The sequence below is a fragment of the Centipeda sp. (in: firmicutes) genome, from assembly GCF_057271695.1.
In genome coordinates this window covers 15,350-37,227 of record NZ_DBHIVL010000004.1, presented here as the reverse complement: position 1 = coordinate 37,227, position 21,878 = coordinate 15,350, and the positions used below count along the sequence as shown (strand labels likewise).

At 57.6% G+C, this 21,878-nt stretch carries 20 protein-coding genes and 3 pseudogenes; 21 read left to right on the top strand and 2 right to left on the bottom strand.

The annotated features are described in order from the left end of the window. The first annotated feature begins 163 nt into the window (after nt 1–163). From ACO6BQ_RS01625 to ACO6BQ_RS01555, 15 genes and pseudogenes are all read left to right on the top strand, one after another. Nucleotides 164–1,450 (top strand): NAD(P)/FAD-dependent oxidoreductase, encoded by a 1,287-nt coding sequence (locus ACO6BQ_RS01625; RefSeq protein ID WP_489119055.1) that lies wholly within the window; start codon nt 164–166, stop codon nt 1,448–1,450. 152 nt (nt 1,451–1,602) lie between these two features. After that, on the top strand, nt 1,603–1,803 hold the full coding sequence (gene rpmE / locus ACO6BQ_RS01620; protein WP_009657055.1) for a 50S ribosomal protein L31: 201 nt from the start codon (nt 1,603–1,605) through the stop codon (nt 1,801–1,803). Nucleotides 1,804–2,107: 304 nt separating this feature from the next. Continuing rightward, a complete protein-coding gene (locus tag ACO6BQ_RS01615) occupies nt 2,108–3,022 on the top strand; it encodes a DUF1385 domain-containing protein (protein ID WP_489119052.1) in 915 nt (304 codons plus the stop codon). Next, a complete protein-coding gene (gene prfA, locus ACO6BQ_RS01610) occupies nt 3,016–4,080 on the top strand; it encodes a peptide chain release factor 1 (RefSeq protein ID WP_489119048.1) in 1,065 nt (354 codons plus the stop codon). The genes ACO6BQ_RS01615 and prfA overlap by 7 nt, the downstream gene beginning before the upstream one ends. Continuing rightward, complete coding sequence (gene prmC, locus ACO6BQ_RS01605; protein WP_489119044.1) at nt 4,080–4,958, top strand: peptide chain release factor N(5)-glutamine methyltransferase; 879 nt, start codon at nt 4,080–4,082, stop codon at nt 4,956–4,958. Before prfA ends, prmC begins: the two co-directional genes overlap by 1 nt. 10 nt (nt 4,959–4,968) lie before the next feature. After that, nucleotides 4,969–6,021, top strand: coding sequence for an L-threonylcarbamoyladenylate synthase (locus ACO6BQ_RS01600; protein WP_489119040.1), 1,053 nt, complete (start codon nt 4,969–4,971; stop codon nt 6,019–6,021). 682 nt (nt 6,022–6,703) lie between these two features. Then, on the top strand, nt 6,704–7,360 hold the full coding sequence (locus ACO6BQ_RS01595) for a ComF family protein (RefSeq protein WP_489119036.1): 657 nt from the start codon (nt 6,704–6,706) through the stop codon (nt 7,358–7,360). 162 nt (nt 7,361–7,522) lie between these two features. Beyond that, entirely contained in the window at nt 7,523–9,205 is a 1,683-nt protein-coding gene (ilvB, locus tag ACO6BQ_RS01590; protein ID WP_489119119.1) for a biosynthetic-type acetolactate synthase large subunit, read from the top strand. Between the two features lies 1 nt (nt 9,206). Then, complete coding sequence (ilvN, locus tag ACO6BQ_RS01585) at nt 9,207–9,707, top strand: acetolactate synthase small subunit (protein WP_069181017.1); 501 nt, start codon at nt 9,207–9,209, stop codon at nt 9,705–9,707. Nucleotides 9,708–9,735: 28 nt separating this feature from the next. Next, nucleotides 9,736–10,656, top strand: a pseudogene (locus ACO6BQ_RS01580) (sugar ABC transporter substrate-binding protein). A gap of 13 nt (nt 10,657–10,669) precedes the next feature. Further along, nucleotides 10,670–12,373 (top strand): annotated as a pseudogene (locus ACO6BQ_RS01575) (methyl-accepting chemotaxis protein). Nucleotides 12,374–12,560: 187 nt separating this feature from the next. Continuing rightward, a complete protein-coding gene (gene groES, locus ACO6BQ_RS01570) occupies nt 12,561–12,842 on the top strand; it encodes a co-chaperone GroES (RefSeq protein WP_489119030.1) in 282 nt (93 codons plus the stop codon). A 23-nt stretch (nt 12,843–12,865) separates the two neighbouring features. Beyond that, on the top strand, nt 12,866–14,494 hold the full coding sequence (gene groL / locus ACO6BQ_RS01565) for a chaperonin GroEL (RefSeq protein WP_489119028.1): 1,629 nt from the start codon (nt 12,866–12,868) through the stop codon (nt 14,492–14,494). Between the two features lie 115 nt (nt 14,495–14,609). After that, nucleotides 14,610–15,083: a cupin domain-containing protein gene (locus tag ACO6BQ_RS01560; RefSeq protein ID WP_489119026.1), complete on the top strand. Its 474-nt coding sequence runs from the start codon at nt 14,610–14,612 to the stop codon at nt 15,081–15,083. Nucleotides 15,084–15,254: 171 nt separating this feature from the next. After that, nucleotides 15,255–16,577, top strand: a complete 1,323-nt coding sequence (locus tag ACO6BQ_RS01555) for an NAD(P)H-dependent oxidoreductase (protein ID WP_489119023.1) — start codon at nt 15,255–15,257, stop codon at nt 16,575–16,577. 39 nt (nt 16,578–16,616) lie between these two features. Here the strand turns inward: ACO6BQ_RS01555 and ACO6BQ_RS01550 are convergent. Further along, nucleotides 16,617–16,741 (bottom strand): annotated as a pseudogene (locus ACO6BQ_RS01550) (secretion protein HlyD). A gap of 247 nt (nt 16,742–16,988) precedes the next feature. On the opposite strand from ACO6BQ_RS01550, the gene ACO6BQ_RS01545 reads away from it, so the two are divergent. Genes ACO6BQ_RS01545 through ACO6BQ_RS01520 form a run of 6 tightly spaced genes read left to right on the top strand, consistent with a single transcriptional unit; the run spans nt 16,989 to nt 21,219 of the window. Next, nucleotides 16,989–17,927 (top strand): sugar-binding transcriptional regulator, encoded by a 939-nt coding sequence (locus ACO6BQ_RS01545; protein WP_489119021.1) that lies wholly within the window; start codon nt 16,989–16,991, stop codon nt 17,925–17,927. A 14-nt stretch (nt 17,928–17,941) separates the two neighbouring features. Further along, entirely contained in the window at nt 17,942–18,334 is a 393-nt protein-coding gene (locus ACO6BQ_RS01540; protein WP_489119018.1) for a transcriptional regulator GutM, read from the top strand. 41 nt (nt 18,335–18,375) lie between these two features. After that, complete coding sequence (gene srlA / locus ACO6BQ_RS01535; protein WP_489119016.1) at nt 18,376–18,930, top strand: PTS glucitol/sorbitol transporter subunit IIC; 555 nt, start codon at nt 18,376–18,378, stop codon at nt 18,928–18,930. Between the two features lie 24 nt (nt 18,931–18,954). Continuing rightward, complete coding sequence (gene srlE, locus ACO6BQ_RS01530) at nt 18,955–19,953, top strand: PTS glucitol/sorbitol transporter subunit IIB (RefSeq protein ID WP_489119013.1); 999 nt, start codon at nt 18,955–18,957, stop codon at nt 19,951–19,953. A gap of 39 nt (nt 19,954–19,992) precedes the next feature. Beyond that, entirely contained in the window at nt 19,993–20,802 is an 810-nt protein-coding gene (locus ACO6BQ_RS01525; RefSeq protein WP_006692785.1) for an SDR family oxidoreductase, read from the top strand. A gap of 45 nt (nt 20,803–20,847) precedes the next feature. Continuing rightward, complete coding sequence (locus ACO6BQ_RS01520; protein WP_489119007.1) at nt 20,848–21,219, top strand: PTS glucitol/sorbitol transporter subunit IIA; 372 nt, start codon at nt 20,848–20,850, stop codon at nt 21,217–21,219. A gap of 119 nt (nt 21,220–21,338) precedes the next feature. Here the strand turns inward: ACO6BQ_RS01520 and ACO6BQ_RS01515 are convergent, their stop codons facing one another. After that, nucleotides 21,339–21,860, bottom strand: coding sequence for a YjbQ family protein (locus ACO6BQ_RS01515; RefSeq protein WP_489119004.1), 522 nt, complete (start codon nt 21,858–21,860; stop codon nt 21,339–21,341). Nucleotides 21,861–21,878 lie beyond the last annotated feature (18 nt).

The following is a 21,878-nucleotide window of genomic DNA, read 5'->3' as shown; positions in this document are numbered from 1 at the left end:
ATTGTTTTTCGTGATATGAGGGGAAATATCCTATTGAAATTCCTGTAAAACGTGGTATTATGTACCTCGTGAGGGGAAAGCCACTCATATCATGTTTCTCGAAAGGGGAAAACGACCCAACTATGTGATTTTTTTCACTATTGAAAATAAGGAGTGGGGTATTATGGCAGATCAAAAACATATTGTCATTGTCGGTGCCGGATTCGGCGGCGTTCGTCTTGCCAAGGAGCTTGCCAAGGAGAATGTGCGTGTCACGCTTGTAGACCGTCACAACTATCATCTGTTTCAGCCGCTGCTCTATCAGGTGAGTACGGCGGTCCTGTCCGCTTCGGAGATTGCCTATCCCACACGGCAGTTCTTCAAGAACAATCAAAATGTAAATTTCTATATGTCCAAGGTCACGGGGGTCGATCAGGATCGCCGCGTCGTCATCACGAAGCACGGCGAGATTTCGTATGATTATCTCGTGCTTGCGGCGGGTGCGACCACGAACTTCTTCGGCAACAAGAGTGTGGAGCGAAACTCGTACGCGATGAAGACGCTGCAGGAAGCGATTGCCCTGCGCGGGCACATCATCCATGAGTTTGAGCGTGCCGCGCGCAAGAGTACACCTGAGGAGCGTGAGGCACGTCGCCGCCACCTGAACTTCGTCATCGTCGGCGGCGGCGCAACGGGCATTGAGATGGCGGGCGCACTGATGGAGCTGATTGACATCTTCAAAAAGGAGTTCCACACAATCGACTTCAGCGAGGTCAACGTCACCCTCCTTGAGGCGATGGGCTCCGTGCTGCCAATGGTTCCGCCCGATCTGCAGCAGCATACGATCGACGTGCTGCGCAAGAAGGGCGTGGATGTGCGCCTCAATACGGCGGTTACCGAGTACGACGGCAATGATCTCACCCTGAACAACGGAGAGGTCATTCCAACGAAAACGGTCATCTGGGCGGCAGGTGTGCGTGCGCAGGACTTCATCAAGGACTGTGGCGGCGAGGTTGACCGCGCAGGGCGTATCATCGTGGAGGAAAATCTGCTCGTCAAGGGCAGCGACCGCGTCTTTGCCATTGGCGACTGTGCGAATTTCCAGCACGGCGGTCTTGAGCGGCCGCTACCGACGGTTGCACCTGTGGCGACGCAGGAGGCAATGCAGGTCAAGAAAAACATCATGTCACTGATCGCGGGCAAGACACCGGATCAGCTGGAGAAATTTGTCTATGAGGATCTCGGCGCGATGGCGACGATCGGCAAGGGCGAGGCGGTCATGAACGGACCGATGCCCGTGCTCGGCTTTATGCTGAAGGCAAAGGGCTTTTTCGCGTGGTTCGCGTGGATGCTTGTCCATCTCGTCCGCCTTGCGGGAAGATATGCGGACTTCACGGTTTCCGTCAAGTGGATTTGGAATTTCTTTTTCGGCACGCGTCTCGCGCGCATCATCCACAGCAAATTGGAGTAAGACTTGCACACATCCATATTTTATGCTATACTTGCGCGGTAATGAACGCAGGGCGTTTGTTTCCATGACTCGTTCTCAGCGCAGACACGCTGAGTTCAACCAAGCGTGCACAAGTGGGCTTGTATCCGGCAAAAGAAACGAGGTGTATTGAAATGAAAGAGGGCATTCATCCCGAGTTCTTCGAGGCGACGGTGACGTGCGGCTGCGGCAATACGTTCACGACGGGCTCGACGAAGCAGGATCTGCGTATCGACGTGTGCTCGAAGTGCCATCCGTTCTTCACGGGACGTCAGCGCGACGTTCAGGCGGGCGGACGCATCGAGAAGTTCCAGAAGCGTTACGCACGGAAATAGCAGCGTGGGTGAGGTGTACGGCACCTTGCCTCTTCGCCGCACGACAACAGGAAGAGGCTATTGTACGAGAGATTGTGCAATGGTCTCTTTTTGCTACTTATTACGGTGTAAGCCCCACGCGAACGCCTCGTTATGCAAGTGATCGCGTGCTCGTTCGCCTAAATACCGGCGCACTTCTTAAACGCGCTTCGCTTGAACGAAAGAAGTACGCCGGGGGCGAGTCGCACGCTTTCCTCACTTGCTCCACTAGGGTTCGCTTTGTGGCATTACACCATGCATATAAAACGAACAGTAAAGGAAAACTATGCCAAAAAAAATAACTGACCTTGCGGTCGGCGGACAGGCGGTCATCGAGGGTGTCATGATGCGCGATGCGAATAAGACTGCGACCGCCGTGCGCCTCCCAAATGGGGAGATTGCCGTGGAGACACACCCTGTCACGTCGATTCGCGAGCGTTATCCCGTGCTGAATCTGCCGCTGATTCGCGGCTCTGTCATCATGGTGGAATCCCTTGTCATCGGGATGCGTGCTCTCTCGTTCTCTGCACAGGCGGCGGGCGAGGAGGACGAGCAGATGACGAAGAAGGAGATTGCGATGACGATCCTCTTTGCACTCGTGCTTGCGAGTGTCCTCTTTATCGTCATCCCGACGGGGGCGGCGCATCTCGCGGCGGCGTATACGGATGACCCCGTCGTGTTCAATCTGATCGAGGGCGGCATTCGCCTGCTCGTATTCCTCCTCTACATCTGGGGCATCTCGTTTATGGGGGGGATTCGCCGTGTGTTCCAGTACCACGGAGCGGAGCACAAGACCATCCACTGCTACGAGGCGGGCGAGGCACTGACGGTGGAGAACGTGCAGAAGTTTCCGCGTCTGCATCCGCGCTGCGGGACGAACTTTCTGCTGATTGTCATGGTCGTCGCCATTGTCTTTCACGTCTTTTTCGGCTGGCCGGATCTCTGGCTGCGGATTCTGAGCCGTCTCGCCGTCCTGCCCGTGGTCGCGGGTGTCTCCTACGAGATCATCCGCTTTGCGGGGCGCAGCGAGAACCACATTGTGCGTATCATGATTACGCCTGGGCTCTGGCTGCAATATCTGACGACGCGTCCGCCCGCCGATGAGATGGTGGAGGTCGCCATTGAAAGTCTCAAGGCGGTACTCCCGCCCGAGGATATCCCCGCAGGAAGCGGGAACTATCGAAAGGAAGTAACGTGTTAAGCAAACTGAATGCCGTTGCGGACAAATACCGCGAACTGGAGGCACTCCTCAGCGATCCCGACGTGATGGCGGATATGGACAAGTGGCAGCGGTATACGCGTGAACACGCGGCACTCACGCCGATCATTGAAGCGTATACCGCCTATCAACGGGCACTTGCGACCATCGACGAGGACAAGGAGATGCTCGCCGAGGCGGATGCCGAGATGAAGGAGATGCTCGCAGAGGAGATCGCAGAGGCGGAGGAAGAGCGCGACGCCCTCGCAGAGCAGCTGCCGATTCTCCTCCTGCCGCGTGACCCGAACGATGACAAGAACGTCATTGTCGAGATTCGCGGCGGTGTCGGAGGAGAGGAGGCAGCTCTCTTTGCGGCGAGCCTTTTCCGTATGTATGCGCGCTACGCCGAGCGGCAGGGCTGGCGGACGGAGATCCTGAGCAGCAACCAGACGGAGATTGGCGGCTTTAAGGAGATCTCCTTTCTCGTCAATGGTATGGGGGCGTACAGTCGTCTGAAATACGAGAGCGGCACGCATCGCGTGCAGCGCATCCCCGTCACGGAGTCGGGCGGCCGCATCCATACATCGGCGGTTACGGTCGCTGTCCTGCCCGAAGCGGAGGAGGTCGAGGTCACGGTCGATGCAAACGATCTGCGCATCGACACCTACTGTGCCTCAGGCGCGGGCGGGCAGTATGTCAACCGTACGGAGACGGCGATCCGCATCACACACATCCCGACGGGCATCGTTGTGCAGTGCCAGGATGAGAAGTCACAGCTCAAGAACCGTGAGAAGGCGATGAAGGTGCTTCGCGCACGCCTCTATGACCGTGCGCAGCAAGAGCAGGCGGATGCCGTCGCCGCCGACCGCCGCAGTCAGGTCGGCTCGGGCGACCGCAGCGAGCGCATCCGTACGTACAATTTCCCGCAGGGGCGCGTGACCGATCACCGCATTGGGCTGACCCTCTACAAGATTGATGCCGTGCTCGACGGCGAACTGGACGAGATTCTCGCGGGGCTTATCACGGCGGATCAGGCAGAGCGGCTGAAACAGGTGAACTGATGACGGATGCGGTTTGGACGATTCAGCGGCTTCTCGCGTGGACGACGGATTTCTTTCGGGAGCGCGGGATCGAGAGTCCGCGTCTCGATGCGGAGGTTCTGCTCAGTGCGCTCCTCGGCAGGGATCGGATGTATCTCTATGTGCATTTCGATGAACCGCTCGAGCCGGAGGAGCTTGCGCGGTTTCGCGGCTATGTGAAAGAGCGGGCGGCGCATGTGCCGCTTGCCTATGTGCTCGGGCGACGCGAGTTCATGGGACTGGACTTTCGTGTGACGCGCGATACGCTCATTCCGCGCCCCGACACGGAGATCCTCGTGCAGTGTGCCGTGGATTTTCTGCGTGCGCGAATGGAAGCGGGAGGGGCAGCGTGCAGCATTGCCGATATCGGGACGGGTACGGGCGCGATTGCGCTCTCGACGCTCCACTATACCGAGGGAACGCACGCCGATGCGGTGGACATCTCGCCTGCCGCCGCTGCAGTTGCACGTGAAAATGCAGAGATGCTGGGGCTGGCGGCGCGCGTTGCGGTTCATGTCGGTGATCTACTTGCGCCGCTTACAGGGCGCAGATACGATATGATCCTCTCGAATCCGCCGTACATTCCCACGGCGGATATTGCGATGCTGATGCCCGAGGTGCGCAGCTACGAGCCGCATCTCGCGCTCGACGGCAGCACGGATGGGCTGAATATCTACCGCCGTCTGATGGCAGATGCGCCTGCTCTCTTGAAAGAGGGCGGTGCAATCGCCGTCGAGGTTGGGATTGATGAGGCGGCTGCCGTTGCGGCACTTGCGATGGCGCATCCGCGCATTGTGCGGACGGAGATTTTGAAGGATCTCGCGGGGATTGAGCGCGTTGTGGTGGGGTATACGGAGTAGGGAGGATACAATGGATACGGAGATACTTCGTCCGACATCGCGCACAGATTTTGAGCGTGCCGCAGAGACGATCCGCAGCGGCGCGCTCGTTGCATTTCCGACGGAGACGGTCTATGGGCTCGGCGCGAACGGACTGGATGCGGCGGCGTGTGCCGGTATCTATACGGCGAAGGGCCGTCCCTCCGACAATCCGCTCATCCTCCACATCGCCGACCTCGCTATGGCGCATGAGATCGCATCCGATGTTCCGCCGACCGCCGCGCATCTCCTTACGGCATTTGCCCCCGGCCCTCTCACTGTCATTCTGCCGAAAGCCGCACACATCCCCGATATCGTGACGGGGGGACTCTCGACCGTCGGCGTGCGCTGTCCCGATCACGATGTCGCGCGTCGTCTGATCCGTGCGGCAGGTTTGCCGATTGCTGCGCCGTCGGCAAACACCTCGGGACGACCGAGCCCTACTTCGGCGGCGATGGTCTATGATGATATGGAGGGACGCATCCCTCTCATTCTCGACGGCGGCAGCTGCCGCCTAGGGGTGGAGTCCACCATTGTCGATTGCACGGAGAAGGACACTGTCACGATTTTGCGCCCCGGTGCTGTCACACGCGAGATGATTGCGGCGGAACTGCCGCACATCGAGGTGTGCATGGATGCGGCACTCACAGCAGAGGATGCAGCACCGCGCGCACCCGGCATGAAGTACACACACTATGCGCCGCGCATGCCGCTCACCGTCTATGTGGGGACGGGGACAGATGTCACTGCGGCATTGAGAGAGGAGCTCCTGCGCCGTACGGCGGCAGGAGAACGGCCTGCACTCATCGCAAGCAACGAGACGATTGCGGCACTCTCCGACATCATCCATGCAGACGACACCTATCACTGCGGGGCGCGTGGCAATCACAGCGCATTTGCATCCTGTCTCTACGACGCGCTCCGCCATTTTGACAATATGCCCGTGACCTCCCTCCTCGCTGAGGGGACAGCGGCGGTCGGGCTGGGGTCTGCGATTATGAACCGTCTGCACAAGGCGACCGGCGGGGATATCCGTTTTGTGTGAGACAAGGGAAGCACTGATAAATTCAGCACCGCCGTCTTAGCACATCTTTTTCGCCCTGTCTGTGTCGACAAATCCTCCACATAGCTTTGGCTATGCGTCCGGTTTGTCTCCTTGACAGGACAAAAAATCTGTACCAATCCGACAGACTTCATTTTATCAGCGATTCCCAAGCTTGCGTGTTCCACGTAATCAAAAAACCGACAGCCGCTCTGTTTCGAGCAAGCTGCCGGTTAGGTCGCTATTCGCATAAAAACGAAATACGTCCTTATTCAGTTGTCTGGTGTCGCACGAACACCCTCTGTGTCCGTGTGAGCGTGTATTGTACGTTCAGCTGAAACCGTTTGGAGATCTCAAATATCATCCAATTTGCGCACTAGGTTTTCGAAAAACGAATCGTACAGAGAAGATTGTCACGCACCCGCCCGTGCGGGGCTGACCACGCCGCAGACATTCCTTGCCGATGCAATGCCACAGGAGAGCTGCACGACCTGTTGGCAGTTCTTGTTCTTCTTCAAAGATGCATTCCCATCAGGGGATATGGCAACAGCGTTCAAAGAATTGATTCAATAGACATTCTCCTTTCTTTCATCTTCACGTTTCTAGGAGATATATCTCTTTTCTGCATTTATCATATCATAAATCGGACGATTTTGCAATAGCTTTTCCATGAAAGAAAGGGGAAATGGCATTGTTTTCCTTCTTGATGGATTTCCTGTTCCCGCCACGCTGTCCGAGCTGCTCCGCCTATGTCGAGCGCAGGGGCTCATTCTGCGCGGCATGTGCGCGGCGGCTGATCGGGCTGCACGCCCTCGCGTGCACGGGGGAGTCACAGAAATATCTTGACGGGATCTGGGCGTTTGCCCATTACCGCGCAGGTGTGCGCGATCTCCTGCGCACGCTGAAATATCGGAAACAGAAATCCGTACTTCCTGCGCTGCATACGATTCTGACGATGGGCGAGGCGGCTCTTGCATCGCTCCCGCGCCCTCTCGTCGCCGTGCCCGTTCCACTCGCGCCGCAGCGTGCGCGGGAACGCGGGTTCAATCAGGCGGAGGAGATCTTTGCACCGTGGCTTGCAGCACATGGCATCGCACTCCGCCCCCTGCTCGTCCGCACGCGTGAGACGGCACCGCTCTACGAGCACACGCGCACGGAGCGGCAGCGGGAACTCAGAGGGGCGTTTGCCCCTGCAGCGGATGCAGATGCTGCGGGCAGAGATATTCTGCTCGTAGATGATATCATGACATCGGGTGCAACGCTGACGGAATGTGCGCGTACATTGAAACGTGCGGGGGCACGCCGCGTCTATGCCTTTGTTCTGGCGAGTGAGCATCTGTGATGTATGTCATAGGAAGCGCAGCAATTTGCTTGTAAAAAATACGGAAAAGTCCTATAATGAAAGAGTGTTATTATGGGGAGATTCCATCGAAAGTACCGATATGAGCCCCTTATAGGGTCGGATGATCGGTACTTTTGTTGTTTAGGAGGGGTTCTATTGCAGATGAATGGTGCACGCGCTCTCTTGGAGAGCCTCAAGGCGGAGGGCGTCGAGGTCGTGTTTGGCTATCCGGGCGGTGCTGTCCTCACGCTTTATGATGAAGTATATAAGATGAATTTTCCGCACGTCCTCACGCGTCACGAACAGGGGGCGGCGCACGCGGCGGACGGTTATGCCCGTGCCTCGGGCAAGGTCGGTGTGGCGTTTGCCACCTCGGGGCCCGGCGCGACGAACCTCGTGACGGGCATTGCGACGGCGCATATGGACTCCGTGCCGATGGTCTGTATCACGGGGCAGGTGGCGAATCCGTACATTGGCAAGGATTCCTTTCAGGAGGCGGACATCGTCGGTATCACCACGCCGATTACGAAGCACAACTACCTTGTCAAGGACGTGAACGACATTCCGCGCGTCGTAAAGGAGGCGTTCTATATCGCGCGTACGGGTCGCCCCGGTGTCGTCGTCATTGACGTGGCAAAGGATGTTTTTGATACGCCGATCGACTACGAGTACCCCGCAGCAGTCGAGCTCCACGGCTACACCGATGACATCCCGTTCGACATGGCGGCAGTCCACGCAGCTGCGGAGGCTCTGTCTGCCGCACGTCGGCCACTGCTCTTCGTGGGCGGCGGTGTCGTGCTCTCGGATACGTCGACATATGTGTGTGAGCTCCTTACGCTGACGGGAATGCCGTCCGTTGCAACCCTCATGGGCATTGGCGGCGTTCCTGCAGAGACGGAGGGCTATACGGGGATGGCGGGGATGCACGGTGCCTATGCTTCGAACATGGCGATTCAGGAGTGTGATCTCCTGCTCGCGCTCGGCACGCGTTTCAGCGACCGCGTGACGGGAAACACGGCGGCATTTGCGCCGAAGGCGCGGATTGTCCACTTTGATGTTGACCCCGCAGAATTCAACAAAAATGTGCGTACGGACATCCCCATCATCGGCGATCTCCGCGAGACGCTGCCCGCGTTCGTGGATGCCGTACGTGCGGTGCAGGACGATCTCCCCGTGCGCTTCCGTCCGTGGCGCGGCGAGGTGCTCTCGATGGAGCGCGCCCATCCGCTTGGTTGGAAGGCATCGGAGGACATTCGCCCCGAGGAGCTCATCAGTCGTGTGCGTGAGCTCGTCCCTGCGGATGCGATCTGCGTTACGGATGTGGGGCAGCATCAGATGTGGGCGGCACAGTTCTTCGGCTGCGATGCGCCACGCCACTTCCTCACCTCGGGGGGGCTCGGTACGATGGGCTACGGCCTGCCCGCCGCGATCGGCGCGAAGATTGCGAACCCCGACAAGGAAGTTGTCCTCATCACGGGCGATGGCAGCATCATGATGAACTGCCAGGAACTTGCGACGATGGCGGACAACGACATCGATGTGAAGATTGTCATTGTGCACAACTCCATCCTCGGTATGGTCGGGCAGTGGCAGCGGCTCTTCTACAGTCATCACTACTCCGCCTCGGAGCTCAAGGGCAAGACCGATTTTGTAAAGCTCGCCGAGGCAATGGGGGTCGCGGGCTGCCGTATCGAAACGCGGGAAGCGTTCGCGGAGGTGCTGCCGCAGGTTCTCCGCGCCAAGGGGGCGCGTCTCATCGATGTCATTGTGCCGCAGGAGGCGGATGTCGTACCGATGGTGCCGGGTGGCAAGCGGCTCGATCAGATGGTGCTCGGAGGGAGATAAGATGGATAAGTATTTGCTCGCCGTGCTCGTCGATAACAAGCCCGGCGTCCTCACGCATATCGCGGGGCTCATCAGCCGCCGCGCGTTCAACATCGAGAGCATCTCCGCCGGGTACACGGAGGAGCCGGATGTCACACGCATCAACATTGTCGTCTCGGTCGCCTCGGAGAACGAGCTGCGGCAGGTAGTGACGCAGCTGTCGAAGCTGATCGACGTGGTGAAGATCGTCAACCTCACGCAGTTCGAGTCGATCACGCGTGAGCTCGTGCTCATCAAGGTGCACGCGACCAAGGAGAACCGTGCGGAGATTATCGACGTGGTGAACATCTTCCGCGCACGCATCGTGGATGTCGGTGTGGAGAATGTCGTCATCGAGTTGACGGGCGACGCGAAGAAGATTGATGCCCTCTCGGAACTGCTCTCGGACTACGGCATCATCGAGATCGCACGGACAGGGGCGATTGCGCTTTCGCGCGGCCCTGTGCCCGTCAAGCAGATGTAGTTTTTCGGTAGAGAAGGAGCGTTTTGACATGAATCTTAGGAAATGGGGGCTTCTGCTCCTGCCGGCCGCGTGCCTTGGGCTTGCCGGCTGTGGGCTGCCGGGGGCGAGTTCGGATCGGATCATCTACGCGAACTTTGATGACAGTGACGGATTCTGTGCGCAGATCAAGGATGCCTTTGCGAACAAGGCGAAGGCGGACGGCATCGAGATCGAATTTCTCGACGCGAAGAACGACGGAAATATGCAGATCGACCAGCTGAACGAGGCAATCGGCAGCGGCGCGGGGGCGATTGTCCTGCTTGCAGCGGACGGTTCCAGCATCGTCAAGACCATCGAAAAGGCGAACGATGCGGGCATTCCGATCATCACAGTCAACCGCAGCGTTGCGGGCGGCAAGGTGCTGCGTGCCTACTCCGACGACGTGGAGGCGGGGCGCATGTAGGGCGAGTACATGGCATCGCATCTGCCGCCGAACGCGAAGATCGTGTATTTGCAGGGCGATGGGACGCAGAGCAGTGCCGTCGGTCGCTGGGAGGGGTTCAAGGCAGCGTGCCTAGACAAGCGCCCCGACATCCGGCTGCTCTCGTTCGTGGATGCCGGATGGAGCAAGGCCGAGGCCTTGAAGACCATGATGCTCTGGATGAATATGTTCCCCGAGATCAACGGCGTCGTTGCAGGAAACGATGAGATGGCACTCGGTGCGATTGCCGCGCTCAAGGGGGCAAACCGCCTCAGTGGATGCCTTGTCTCTGCGGTCGATGCCACTCCTGCGGGGCTCGCAGCAGTCGAGGCGGGAGAGATGGCGCAGACCATCAAGCAGGATGCAAAGGCGCAGGGCGAGGGTGCACTCACACTCGCAGAGGGCTTCCTCAAGGGGAATCCGCCCTCCGGTGACCTCGCCATTCCGTTTACATCCATAACAGCGGACAATCTCGCACAGGCGAAGTGAGGAGGGGAGTGCCATGAATTTACCATTCATCTCTGCGGAGGCAATGAAGGACTATGCCGTGCGCCGTATTCCTCCTGGCAGCCATCCTCGTTGTCGCCGTCGTCGGTATCTACTCGAACTATCAGGCACAGCAGTCGCTTGACGATATGTATCACCATAATCTCATGTCGACGCAGTATCTGAACGATGCAAATACGCGCCTGCGAAAAATCAACGTCAATGTGCCGTACATCCTACAGGAGAACATCACTGTGGACAACCGCAAGATTCTCGTGGATGATGTGCTCGGCAATCTGAACGCTCTCCGTCACGATATGGAGGAATTGAAGAAGATCGACACGAGCGAGCGGGCACAGGCGACGATTGCCGAACTGGAAAAGAATCTGAGCGTCGCGGCGGACAAGGTCGGAGCGGTCAACAATATGGGGACGACACCCGAGGATCGTGTCGCGATCTTTGACAATCTCGCTTCGCTCACCGTCATCTCAAGCAATATGGCGGTGCTCACGCCCGACAACGTATTCCAGGGGAAGCAGCTCTTTGCGGCGAACAATGTACGCTATGAGCGTACGGTCTACAGCTTTGCCATCATCATCGTCATTGCAGTAGGGTTTGGCATGCTCGTGTCGCGGCGCATTGCAGATAATATCTCCGATCCGCTCGCTGCCTCCATCGGACATCTGAGTGCTGTCGCGTCCGGAGACCTTTCGCGTGAGATTCCGCGCGAACTCTCTGACCGTGCGGATGAAATCGGTACGGTCGTCAAGGCACTCGGAAAGATGCAGGGCTTTATGAAGCAGGTGCACGAGGAGGCGGAGCAGATCGATGCGATGGTTGCCGAGCTTGAGGAGATGCTGCACGGGCTCAACAATGACACGCAGGACATGTCTGCCGTGACCGAGGAGATGTCAGCAGGCATGGAGGAGACGGCAGCCTCCACATCCAGCGTCCAGCACCTCAGCGGTGACCTGAATGACGGGATCAAGGGGGCAGCGGACGCAGCACACGAGAGCGAGGAGTATACGCGCGAGGTTGCACAGCGTGCCGCCGATCTCCAGACGACGATGGAGCAGTCACGTCTCAATACGCGGCAAATCTACGGCTCGACGAAGTCAGCGGTCGCAGAGGCCATCGAATCCGCGAAGGTGGTCGATCAGATCGGACAGCTCACGCTTGAGATCTCTGAGATTGCCGAGCAGACGAACCTCCTCGCTCTGAACGCAAGCATCGAGGCGGCGCGTGCAGGCGAACAGGGACGCGGCTTTGCCGTGGTCGCGGGTGAGGTCGGAAAGCTCGCCGAGCAGTCACGCGGAACGGCAGAGAAGATCAAGGGGCTACGGGGCAGGTTACGGGATCGGTGCAGGCACTCTCCGACGGTACGCATAGGCTGCTCACCTTCATCGATGAAAACATTCGCGACGACTATGACCTGATGGACAAGACGGCGGTGCAGTACAAAGCGGATGCGGAGTTCTTCCGCAAAACCGCAGAGGCGACAACGTCGCGGTCACAGGAACTGCTGGGCTCCGTCAGTGAGATGAATGCGGCGATGGAGGGCATCCGCAACGCGACCCACGAGGGCGCGGAGGGCAACACGCGCATTGCGGAGAAGGTTGTCTCCATGGCGGCAGAGTACGAGAACATCCTCGCGAAGATCCAGACCTTCAAGGAAGGTACGGCACGACTCAAAAACCTCGTGGCGGCGTTCAAAGAGTAACGCTGCTCGGCATCCTCCAAACAACAAAGAGTCATTACTGGCTCTTTGTTGTTTTTTTGACTTTTTTACAAAATACCTATTGACTTTTTGACTTAAAACGATTAGTATAGACATCGTAAGTTAGCACTCAGTAAATGAGAGTGCTAACACAATGAAAAGATTTGTATGAAACTAGGAGGCAGATACCATGATTAAGCCACTGGGCGAACGTGTTGTCATTGAAGTCGCGGAGAGCGATGTCACGACGGCGAGCGGCATTGTGCTCCCCGACACGGCGAAGGAAAAGCCGCAGAAGGGCAAGGTCGTTGCCGTTGGCACAGGAAAGCTGCTCGAGAACGGCGAGCGCGCTGCGATGGAGGTCAAGGTCGGCGACGGCGTTGTCTTCTCGAAGTACTCGGGCTCTGAGATCAAGGTGGATGACAAGGACTACCTCATCGTTCGTGAGAGCGATATTCTGGCAATCCTGTAATAGATAACGTGGAGGCAATATAAATGGCAAAGCAGATTCTGTTTGACGAAGAGGCTCGCCGCGCACTCGGACGCGGTGTGGATGCACTGGCAAATGCGGTCAAGGTCACGCTCGGCCCAAAGGGACGCAACGTCGTTCTGGACAAGAAGTACGGCGCACCGACGATCACGAATGACGGTGTGACGATTGCACGCGACATCGAGCTCGAGGATCCGTTCGAGAACATGGGCGCACAGCTCGTGAAGGAAGTTGCGACGAAGACGAACGACATCGCGGGCGACGGCACGACGACGGCAACGCTTCTCGCACAGGCGATGATTCAGGAGGGCATGCGCAACGTTGTTGCGGGCGCAAACCCGATGATCGTCAAGAAGGGCATCGAGACGGCTGTCAAGACGCTTGTCGAGGAGATCAAGAGCAAGGCGCAGAAGGTCGAGACGAAGGCGAAGATCGCACAGGTTGCGGCAATCTCCTCCGGCGATACCGAGGTCGGCGATCTCATCGCAGAGGCGATGGAGAAGGTCGGCAAGGACGGCGTCATCACGGTCGAGGAGTCCAAGTCGATGGACACGAACCTCTCGGTCGTCGAGGGTATGCAGTTCGACCGCGGCTACATCTCCCCGTACATGGTGACGGACACGGAGAAGATGGAAGCCGTCATGGACGACCCCTATGTGCTCATCACCGACCGCAAGATCTCGTCCGTCGCGGACATCCTGCCCGTGCTTGAGCAGGTCGTGAAGCAGGGCAAGCAGATCGTCATCATCGCCGAGGATCTCGACGGTGAGGCACTCGCAACCATCGTGGTCAACAAGCTGCGCGGCACGTTCAAGGCTCTCGCGGTCAAGGCGCCGGGCTTCGGCGACCGCCGCAAGGCAATGCTCGAGGACATCGCCATCCTCACGGGCGGCACGGTCATCAGCGAGGAGATCGGCCGCAAGCTCGACAGTGTGACGCTCGAAGATCTCGGCCGTGCGCGTCAGGTGCGTTCCTCCAAGGAGGAGACGACGATCGTGGACGGTGCGGGCGACAAGGCGCAGATTGCAGCGCGTGTCGACCAGCTCAAGAAGCAGATTGCAGACACGACGTCCGACTTCGACCGTGAGAAGCTGCAGGAGCGTCTTGCAAAGCTCTCCGGCGGTGTGGCGGTTGTCGAGATCGGCGCAGCGACGGAAGTCGAGATGAAGGACAAGAAGTACCGCGTCGAGGATGCGCTCAACGCAACGCGTGCAGCAGTCGAAGAGGGCATTGTTGCCGGCGGCGGCACGACGTTCATCGACATTCTCCCGGCACTGGACAAGATTCAGGCGGAGGGCGATGTCAAGGTCGGCGTCGAGATCGTCAAGCGCGCCGTTGAGGCTCCTGTCCGCCAGATCGCAGAGAATGCGGGTCTTGAGGGCTCTGTCGTGGTCGACAGCGTCAAGAAGGCGGGCGACGGCATCGGTTTCAACGCACTCGAGAACACCTATGTCGACATGATCGGCGCGGGCATCGTGGATCCTGCAAAGGTCACGCGTTCCGCTCTGCAGAATGCGGCATCGATCGCGGCAATGGTGCTCACCACCGAGACGCTTGTCACCGACAAGCCGGAGCCGGAGGCTCCGATGCCGGGCGGCGCACCGGGCATGGGCGGTATGGGCGGCATGATGTAAGGCGTCAGCCCATCAAATCTTATTTGTAAAAGTGGACTCCCTTGTGATACCTCATGAGGGAGTTTATACTTTTCGCTTTCCGCATAGTTCTTTTCTATTTAGGGGTGGGATTGAGATGAAGATGAAGATGAAGAAAATCGCAGCGGCAATGGCTCTTGGTTGTCTGATGCTTAGTGCAACGGCTTTTGCAGAGGAAGGTCAGGATCGCACGGTACAGCAGTGCTTCCAGAAGGATGATCTCATTGTCCTCGACAAGCAGGATGTTGCCGGCGGCAAGGGCACGCTTCATGGACTGTTCTCCTTTACCCGTGACATGGCAAAGCCTGAACAGGCCATCAAGGAGATCGGATGGATGCGGCTCGATAAGGGGGCGTCCATTGGTCTGCACAAGCATGGCGTGAACGAGGATGCATACATCATCATCTCGGGAGAGGGGATCTTCACGGATGGCGACGGCAATGAGACGGTCGTGCGTGCGGGAGATATCACGATCGCACGTGCCGGACAGTCTCACGCACTCCGCAACGAGAAGGATGAGCCGCTCATCTTCCTCGATGTGATCGCACAGAACGACGGAATGCCGCAGTAAACCAAATATGAGAGGCATGTTTCTTTACAGATGGAAACATGCCTTTTTTTTGCTATAATGTTTACGTAAATTCAGCTAAGTTGATATTGTATGAATGGAAATGCGGTGCTATACTAGGTTCAGAAACAGAGTTATATTGTTCCACCGACAGGTGGGCGAAAGGAGTTTCGCATGCTGAATATGGACAAGAAACTCGCCAAGCGCGAGGAAGAGGGCAAGATCATCCGTGCGGGCATCGTCGGTGCGGGGCAGATGGGACGCGGCATGGTTACGCAGATGGCACTCATGAAGGGAATCATGCCGGCAATTGTCTCGGATATCAAATTTGAAAATGTCATCAATGCGTTTCACTATGCGGGCATCAGCGATGAGAACATCGCCGTTGCAAAGACGCTCGAAGAAGCCAATCGCTACATGGAGCAGGGAAAATATGTTGCGACGGAGAATTCGGATTTCATCGCGCAGGCCAACCTTGTGGAGGTTGCCATTGACGTGACGGGTGTGCCTGAGGTCGGCGTCAAGATCGCAATCGACGCGATGAACAATAAGAAACACGTTGTCATGATGGATGTTGAGACGGACGTTGTCATCGGCAGCTATCTCAAGAAGCTCGGTGACAAGAACGGTGTTATCTACACAGGCTCTGCGGGCGATGAGCCGGGAGCTGTCATGGAGCTTTACTCCTTTGCGCGTGCAATGGGCATGGAAGTCAAGGTCATGGGCAAGGGCAAGAACAACAAGCTCGATTATGACTGCAACCCCGACACCGTCCTTGAAGAGGCGACACGCCGCAAGATGAGCCCGCGCATGCTCACCTCGTTCAAGGACGGCACGAAGACCATGGTCGAGATGACTGCCATGTCGAACGCGACCGGACTCGTCCCCGACGTCATCGGCGGACATGGCCCTTCTGCTTCGCCGAAGGATCGCTGTGCCGACCTCAACGAAATCTTCAAGCTCAAAAAGGACGGCGGCATCCTCAGCAAGCACGGTGTTGTGGAGTACGTCAACGGCATTGCGCCCGGCGTCTTTGTTACCGTCACCACGCAGAACGAGGAGATTGCGTATCAGATGGGCTATCACAGCATGGGACCCGGCCCTCTCTGGACGCTCTATCGACCGTATCACCTCTGCAACCTCGAGACGCCGCTCACCGTCGCGAAGATCGTCATCGATCAGGAGCCGACCATCATCCCGCTCGACGGCCCCGTCAGCGAGTGCATCACCGTTGCCAAGCGTGATCTGAAGGAGGGTGAGACCATCGACGGCATCGGCGGATACACCACCTACGGTTCCATTGCAACGGCGCAGGAAACCTATGAGAAAGGGTACGTCGTCTATGCGCTCGTCAATAAGAATGCACGCATGAAATGTGACGTGAAGAAAGGAACGCTCCTCACTCTCGATATGGTCGACCTCGACACATCGACGCAGCTCTACCAGGTGCGCAAGGAACAGGACAAGATGTATAACAACGGCTATGCGCTGAAGTAAGTGTGAAAATTGATAAGGGGCACAAAGAAGAAAGAAACTTTAAGGAAGCACTGATAAATTCAGCACTGCCATCTTGACGCATCTTTTTTGCCCGCACTGTGCCCTCGATCCTCCACATAGCCCTCGCTATGCGTCCGGTTTGCCTCCTTGTTCGGACGAAAAATCTACGCCAATCTGACAGACTTCATTTTATCAGCGATTCCTTAACACGAAGGATGTCACATATGAGACGTATATTTCACAAACGTGACAATAAAAATTGAAAATGGCGAAAAAACGCCGTGAAACGTGGTTTTCACGGTGTTTTTTCTTGTCATTTTTTTCCCTTAACGTTATATTCAAGATGTCAGGATGACAAACGCGCGAAACCTTCACAAATGTGAAGATGTATTCTCCGAGGAGGAAAACAATATGCAGGCCGTGGATAAACGGATCCTTATCAAGGCGGCAAATCTCTACTACAGTGACGGTTTGAAGCAGGGGGAAATCGCCGCGCGTCTCGGTGTCGACCGCACGACGGTGAGCAAGTATCTCAAGCGGGCGCTTGCGGCGGGCATTGTCCGCATCACGGTCGAGACGGACAGCAACGAGGAGCTTGAGAGCGCACTTGAGCGTCGCTTCAGTCTTCGTGAGGCATATGTCGTCGCGCACAGCATCGATCTTGAGCAGGTCAAGCGGCGTATGGCACAGGCGGGGCTGAGTCTACTGCGGCGCATTGTGACCGACGGACAGACCATCGGCCTTGCATGGGGGACGAGCATTCGTGAGCTGACGCGCTATGCGGCGGCGGAGCGGCTGCACCCGGTCGACGCGGACTTTGTTCCGCTCGACGGCGGCCCTGAGAGCGTCGACAGCGAACTCCATGTGAATACGCTCTGCTACGAGATGGCAAATGCGTTCGGCGGACGCAGTCACTACATCTACGCACCGGCGATTGCACGCACAGCGGAGATTGCAGCGGCGATTCGTCAGGATGTGAACTTTGAGCAGATCACGAATTTCTGGGAGCAGCTCGACATCGGCATTGTCGGTATCGGCGCACCCGTGAAGTCCTCGAATCTCGTCTGGATGGGCAGCTTCGGCAGAGAGGCGATTGAGAGTCTGCTGCGGGAGCGTGTGGTCGGTGAGATCTGCTCGATGTTCTACGATATCCAAGGAAAACCCGTTACCACGGAGTTCCATGACCGCATCATCGCCGTTGAGCTTGAACGCCTCCGTGCGCTCGACTACAGCATCGGCATGGCAGCATCGCGCGAGAAGGTGCCTGCGATCCTCGGGGCACTGCGCGGACATTTTATCAACGTCCTCATCACGGATGAGGAGACTGCAAAGATTCTTTTGAATGAATGAAAGGAACGATCACGATGCTCTGGCTTGCTCTGATTGCCGTACTCATGTGGGTGCTCCAACTTGTCTTGAGCATCCTGCAGTTCCGTCGCTTTGCGGCACATGTGAAGGAGATGCGCCGCGAGGGGCGTGTCGCCATCGGCAAGGCAAAGGGCCGTTTTGTCGCAGGGGCAATCGTTCTTTTCGTCATCGACCCCGCATGTAACATTGTACGCGGCGAGATCATGAAGGGCGTCACCGTGTTTGCGGACTTTCGTTCCTTTGATGATTTCACGGGCAGAAATCTGCTCGACCTTACGGAGGCGGATGTTGCCACCTATGACCGTCAGACGCGCCGCGCCGTACTCGGTGCGCGCGAGGAGTACATCATCTATCAGGAGCAGGGGGAGACCCTTGCCAGTCACGCATAACTCTGATTTGATTTCGTTTCCACAGGAAAGGAGACACATTCATGGATACCTTGATTCTCTTTGCCGAGGGCTTCATCGGCATGTTCAACAAGGGCGGCGAAACCCTCATCGGCTGGGTTTCGGGCATCATCCCGACCCTCGTCTGCCTGCTCGTCGCGATGAATGCGATTGTGCTCTTCGTCGGCAACGAGCGCGTCGAGAAGTTCGCCCACCTTTGCGCGGGCAACCCCATCTCGCGCTATGTCGTCCTCCCATTCATCGGTGTATTCTTCCTCTGCAACCCGATGGCACTCTCGCTCGGCAAATTCCTGCCTGAGTACTACAAGCCTTCCTACTATGCGGCATCTTCGTCCGCATGCCACACAATGAACGGCATGTTCCCACATGTCAATCCCGGCGAAATGTTCGTATTCCTCGGCGTTGCGAACGGCATCACAACCCTTGGACTGTCGTACACGGATCTCGCACTGCGCTATCTGCTCGTCGGTCTCATCGTCAACTTCCTGCGCGGCTGGCTCACGGACTTTACGACGGCATACGTGCAGCGTCAGCAGGGCGTAAAGCTCAGCAAAGAACCGGCAGTGCTCAAAAGCTAAGGAAATCGGAGAGGAGAACATATCATGAGTGCATACAAGAGCGTCATCGTATCGGCAGGCTCGGGCGGCTTTGGCGGGCCTCTTACCCTCACGCCGGATGAGAAGCGGAACAAGATCGTCAACATCACGGGCGGTGTGATCTCGGATGTTGCCGTGCGTCTTGGAGAGATGACGGGCGCGGAGGTTGTGGACGGCTTCAAGACCAGCGTCCCCGAGGATGAGATTCTCGCAGCGGTCATTGACTGCGGCGGTACGCTGCGCTGCGGCATCTACCCGCAGAAGCGCATCTTCACCATCAACATCAAGCAGACGGGCCCCTCGGGACCGCTCGCGCAGTACATCAAGCCGGACATCTACGTCTCGGCAGTCAAGCCTGCAAATATCGCATTCAGCGACGGCACGGCTGCGCCCGCAGCAGCCCCTGCAGCCGCAGCACCTGCAGAGGAGACTGCGCCGAAGTACGACACCTCGAAGAAGATCACGGAGCAGTCCGGCAGCCTCATGGCAAAGGTCGGACAGATGATGGGCGGCATTGTCGCGACATTCTATCAGGCGGGACGCGAATCCATCAACACGCTCATCACGACGATTCTGCCGTTCATGGCATTTGTTTCCATGCTGATCGGTGTCATTCTCGGCTCGGGCTTCGGCGACTTCGTGGCGCATTTTGTCTCGCCACTCGCGGCATCTCCGATCGGGCTTGTCATCCTGGCACTGATCTGCTCCTTCCCGCTCCTCTCTCCGTTCCTTGGACCAGGGGCGGTCATCGCACAGGTCGTCGGCGTGCTCATCGGCGTTGAGATCGGACTCGGACACATCCCGCCGAACCTCGCGCTCCCCGCAGTCTTCGCCATCAACGTCCAGTGCGCCTGCGACTTCATCCCCGTCGGACTCGGACTCGCTGAGGCGGATGCAAAGACCGTCGAGATCGGTGTGCCTGCTGTGCTCTACTCGCGCTTCATGACGGGACCGCTTGCGGTGATCATCGCGTGGGTCGCAAGTGCCGGACTTTATGAGAACTGAGCTGTTTCGCTGGAAAATCGTGCAGAAGGAGAATAGATTATGAGCTGGTTGCATCTGGAAGGAAAAACGGCAATCGTCACGGGCGGTGCGTCAGGCATCGGCAAGGCGGTCGTGGAGGGCTTTTTGGCGCAGGGCGCGAACGTCGTCGTCTGTGATATGAACCCTGAGCCTCCCGAATTTGACGAAACACGTGGTAAGGTTCTCTACGTTGTCACCGACGTGACGAAGCGTGCGAGCGTCGAGGCAATGGTGGAGAAGGCAAAGAAGAGGTTTGGCAGCATCGACATCCTCGTCAACAATGCCGGCATCAATATTCCGCGCCTTCTCGTCGACCCGAACGACCCGCACGGGAAGTACGAACTGGACGACAGCGTATTCGAGAAAGTGACAGCGGTCAATCTCAAGGGGGTCTACCTCTGTGCGCAGGCAGTCGGGCGCGAGCTCGTCGCACAGGGACACGGCGTACTCATCAACATGAGCTCTGAGAGCGGCATCGAGGGCTCTGAGGGACAGAGCATCTACGCCGCGACAAAGAACGCCGTCAACTCCTTCACACGTTCGTGGGCAAAGGAGTTCGGCAAGTACGGCGTGCGCGTCATCGGCGTTGCACCCGGCATTCTTGAAGCGACGGGGCTGCGTACCCTCGCCTATGAGGAAGCACTCGCCTATACGCGCGGCATCACGGTTGATGATCTGCGCAAGGGCTATGCAAGCACGAAGACTACACCACTCGGACGCAGCGGCAAGCTCGCCGAGGTCGCCGACCTTGTTGTCTACCTCGCCTCCGAGCGTGCCTCCTACATCCACGGCGTCACCTACAACGTCGCGGGCGGCAAGACGCGCGGCTAAGGCTGGACATACAGAGGAATATTCCGTGCAACAGGAGGATGCTGCATGAAATACTATTGCGAAATCACGAGCTGGGGCGATGAAGCGCTCCTCTTCCTCGACAATCCGGACACCAACTTCATCATTATCTTCAATGATAATGCCCCGGCGGAGCTGGCAGCGTTCTCCGTGCTGCATACGCCGGCGAACTACAATGAAGATCCTGCCGTTGGCGATATGATGGTGGTCTGCGACAAGGCATTCACGATTACGGCGATTGGCGATGAGGTGCTCGATACGCTCAAGGAGCTGGGGCACTGTACGCTTTCGTTCAAGGGCGGTGAGACGGCGGAGCGTCCGGGCTGCATCATGCTGCAGGGGGATGCACCGCTGATGAAGGACGATATCAGCGCAGGGATGACCATCGAGATCCACTAAGGAAGTTTCTTCTGGGGCTGTCGTTTTGCGGCAGCCCATTTTATATGAGCTCTGTCTTTCCGTACATTTGCTGCAATACAAAAGCCTCGCAAAACTTGCGAGGCTTACATTATATCTTCTTACTCACCCATGACCACAATCGTGCATTTTCGCGTGCGGGCACGTGTGCGGTCGAAGTCGACAAAGTAGCAGTAGCCCGTTGTCCCAACGGCGAGTTTGCCGCCTGCGACTTCGAAGGTCTCCGAGGAGCCAATGAGAGTTGCCTTCAGGTGAGCGTCGCAGTTCCAAAGAGCCGTGCGGTCACCGCCGGGCAGGTATGCCTCGGCATCCGGCCAGCTCTCGACGGCACGGTAGTGCTCCTCTCCCGGGTACTGGTATTGGTTCCAGCCCGTCTGGTTCGGGATCAGCTTCTCGAGGACGGCGTTCAGATCGTTCTGCAGGAACTCTGTGCCCGTCTCGTCCACATCGTGCACGAACTCCTCGAAGAAGACCCCGCAGGTCGTATGCGGCGAGATGACCGTTGCGATACCTTCGTTGATTTTGCTCTCCTCGATGGCGGCGCGCAGTTCCTCCGTGATGTTGATAAAGGTCGGTGTGCCTCCGTGTGAGGTGAGGGCCAGCTTCTTCTTGAATACAGCCATGTATATATCTCCTTTGCG

Excerpts from the sequence above, each read along its gene's own strand:
- prmC (WP_489119044.1), top strand. The coding sequence starts at position 4,080 with ATGACGGATGCGGTTTGGACGATTCAGCGGCTTCTCGCGTGGACGACG.
- ACO6BQ_RS01540 (WP_489119018.1), top strand. The coding sequence starts at position 17,942 with ATGCTCTGGCTTGCTCTGATTGCCGTACTCATGTGGGTGCTCCAACTT.
- ACO6BQ_RS01555 (WP_489119023.1), top strand. The coding sequence starts at position 15,255 with ATGCTGAATATGGACAAGAAACTCGCCAAGCGCGAGGAAGAGGGCAAG.
- ACO6BQ_RS01625 (WP_489119055.1), top strand. The coding sequence starts at position 164 with ATGGCAGATCAAAAACATATTGTCATTGTCGGTGCCGGATTCGGCGGC.
- rpmE (WP_009657055.1), top strand. The coding sequence starts at position 1,603 with ATGAAAGAGGGCATTCATCCCGAGTTCTTCGAGGCGACGGTGACGTGC.
- groL (WP_489119028.1), top strand. The coding sequence starts at position 12,866 with ATGGCAAAGCAGATTCTGTTTGACGAAGAGGCTCGCCGCGCACTCGGA.
- ACO6BQ_RS01595 (WP_489119036.1), top strand. The coding sequence starts at position 6,704 with ATGGCATTGTTTTCCTTCTTGATGGATTTCCTGTTCCCGCCACGCTGT.
- ACO6BQ_RS01560 (WP_489119026.1), top strand. The coding sequence starts at position 14,610 with ATGAAGATGAAGATGAAGAAAATCGCAGCGGCAATGGCTCTTGGTTGT.
- srlE (WP_489119013.1), top strand. The coding sequence starts at position 18,955 with ATGAGTGCATACAAGAGCGTCATCGTATCGGCAGGCTCGGGCGGCTTT.
- groES (WP_489119030.1), top strand. The coding sequence starts at position 12,561 with ATGATTAAGCCACTGGGCGAACGTGTTGTCATTGAAGTCGCGGAGAGC.
- srlA (WP_489119016.1), top strand. The coding sequence starts at position 18,376 with ATGGATACCTTGATTCTCTTTGCCGAGGGCTTCATCGGCATGTTCAAC.
- ACO6BQ_RS01515 (WP_489119004.1), bottom strand. The coding sequence starts at position 21,860 with ATGGCTGTATTCAAGAAGAAGCTGGCCCTCACCTCACACGGAGGCACA.
- ACO6BQ_RS01600 (WP_489119040.1), top strand. The coding sequence starts at position 4,969 with ATGGATACGGAGATACTTCGTCCGACATCGCGCACAGATTTTGAGCGT.
- ilvN (WP_069181017.1), top strand. The coding sequence starts at position 9,207 with ATGGATAAGTATTTGCTCGCCGTGCTCGTCGATAACAAGCCCGGCGTC.
- ACO6BQ_RS01525 (WP_006692785.1), top strand. The coding sequence starts at position 19,993 with ATGAGCTGGTTGCATCTGGAAGGAAAAACGGCAATCGTCACGGGCGGT.
- ilvB (WP_489119119.1), top strand. The coding sequence starts at position 7,523 with ATGAATGGTGCACGCGCTCTCTTGGAGAGCCTCAAGGCGGAGGGCGTC.
- ACO6BQ_RS01615 (WP_489119052.1), top strand. The coding sequence starts at position 2,108 with ATGCCAAAAAAAATAACTGACCTTGCGGTCGGCGGACAGGCGGTCATC.
- ACO6BQ_RS01545 (WP_489119021.1), top strand. The coding sequence starts at position 16,989 with ATGCAGGCCGTGGATAAACGGATCCTTATCAAGGCGGCAAATCTCTAC.
- ACO6BQ_RS01520 (WP_489119007.1), top strand. The coding sequence starts at position 20,848 with ATGAAATACTATTGCGAAATCACGAGCTGGGGCGATGAAGCGCTCCTC.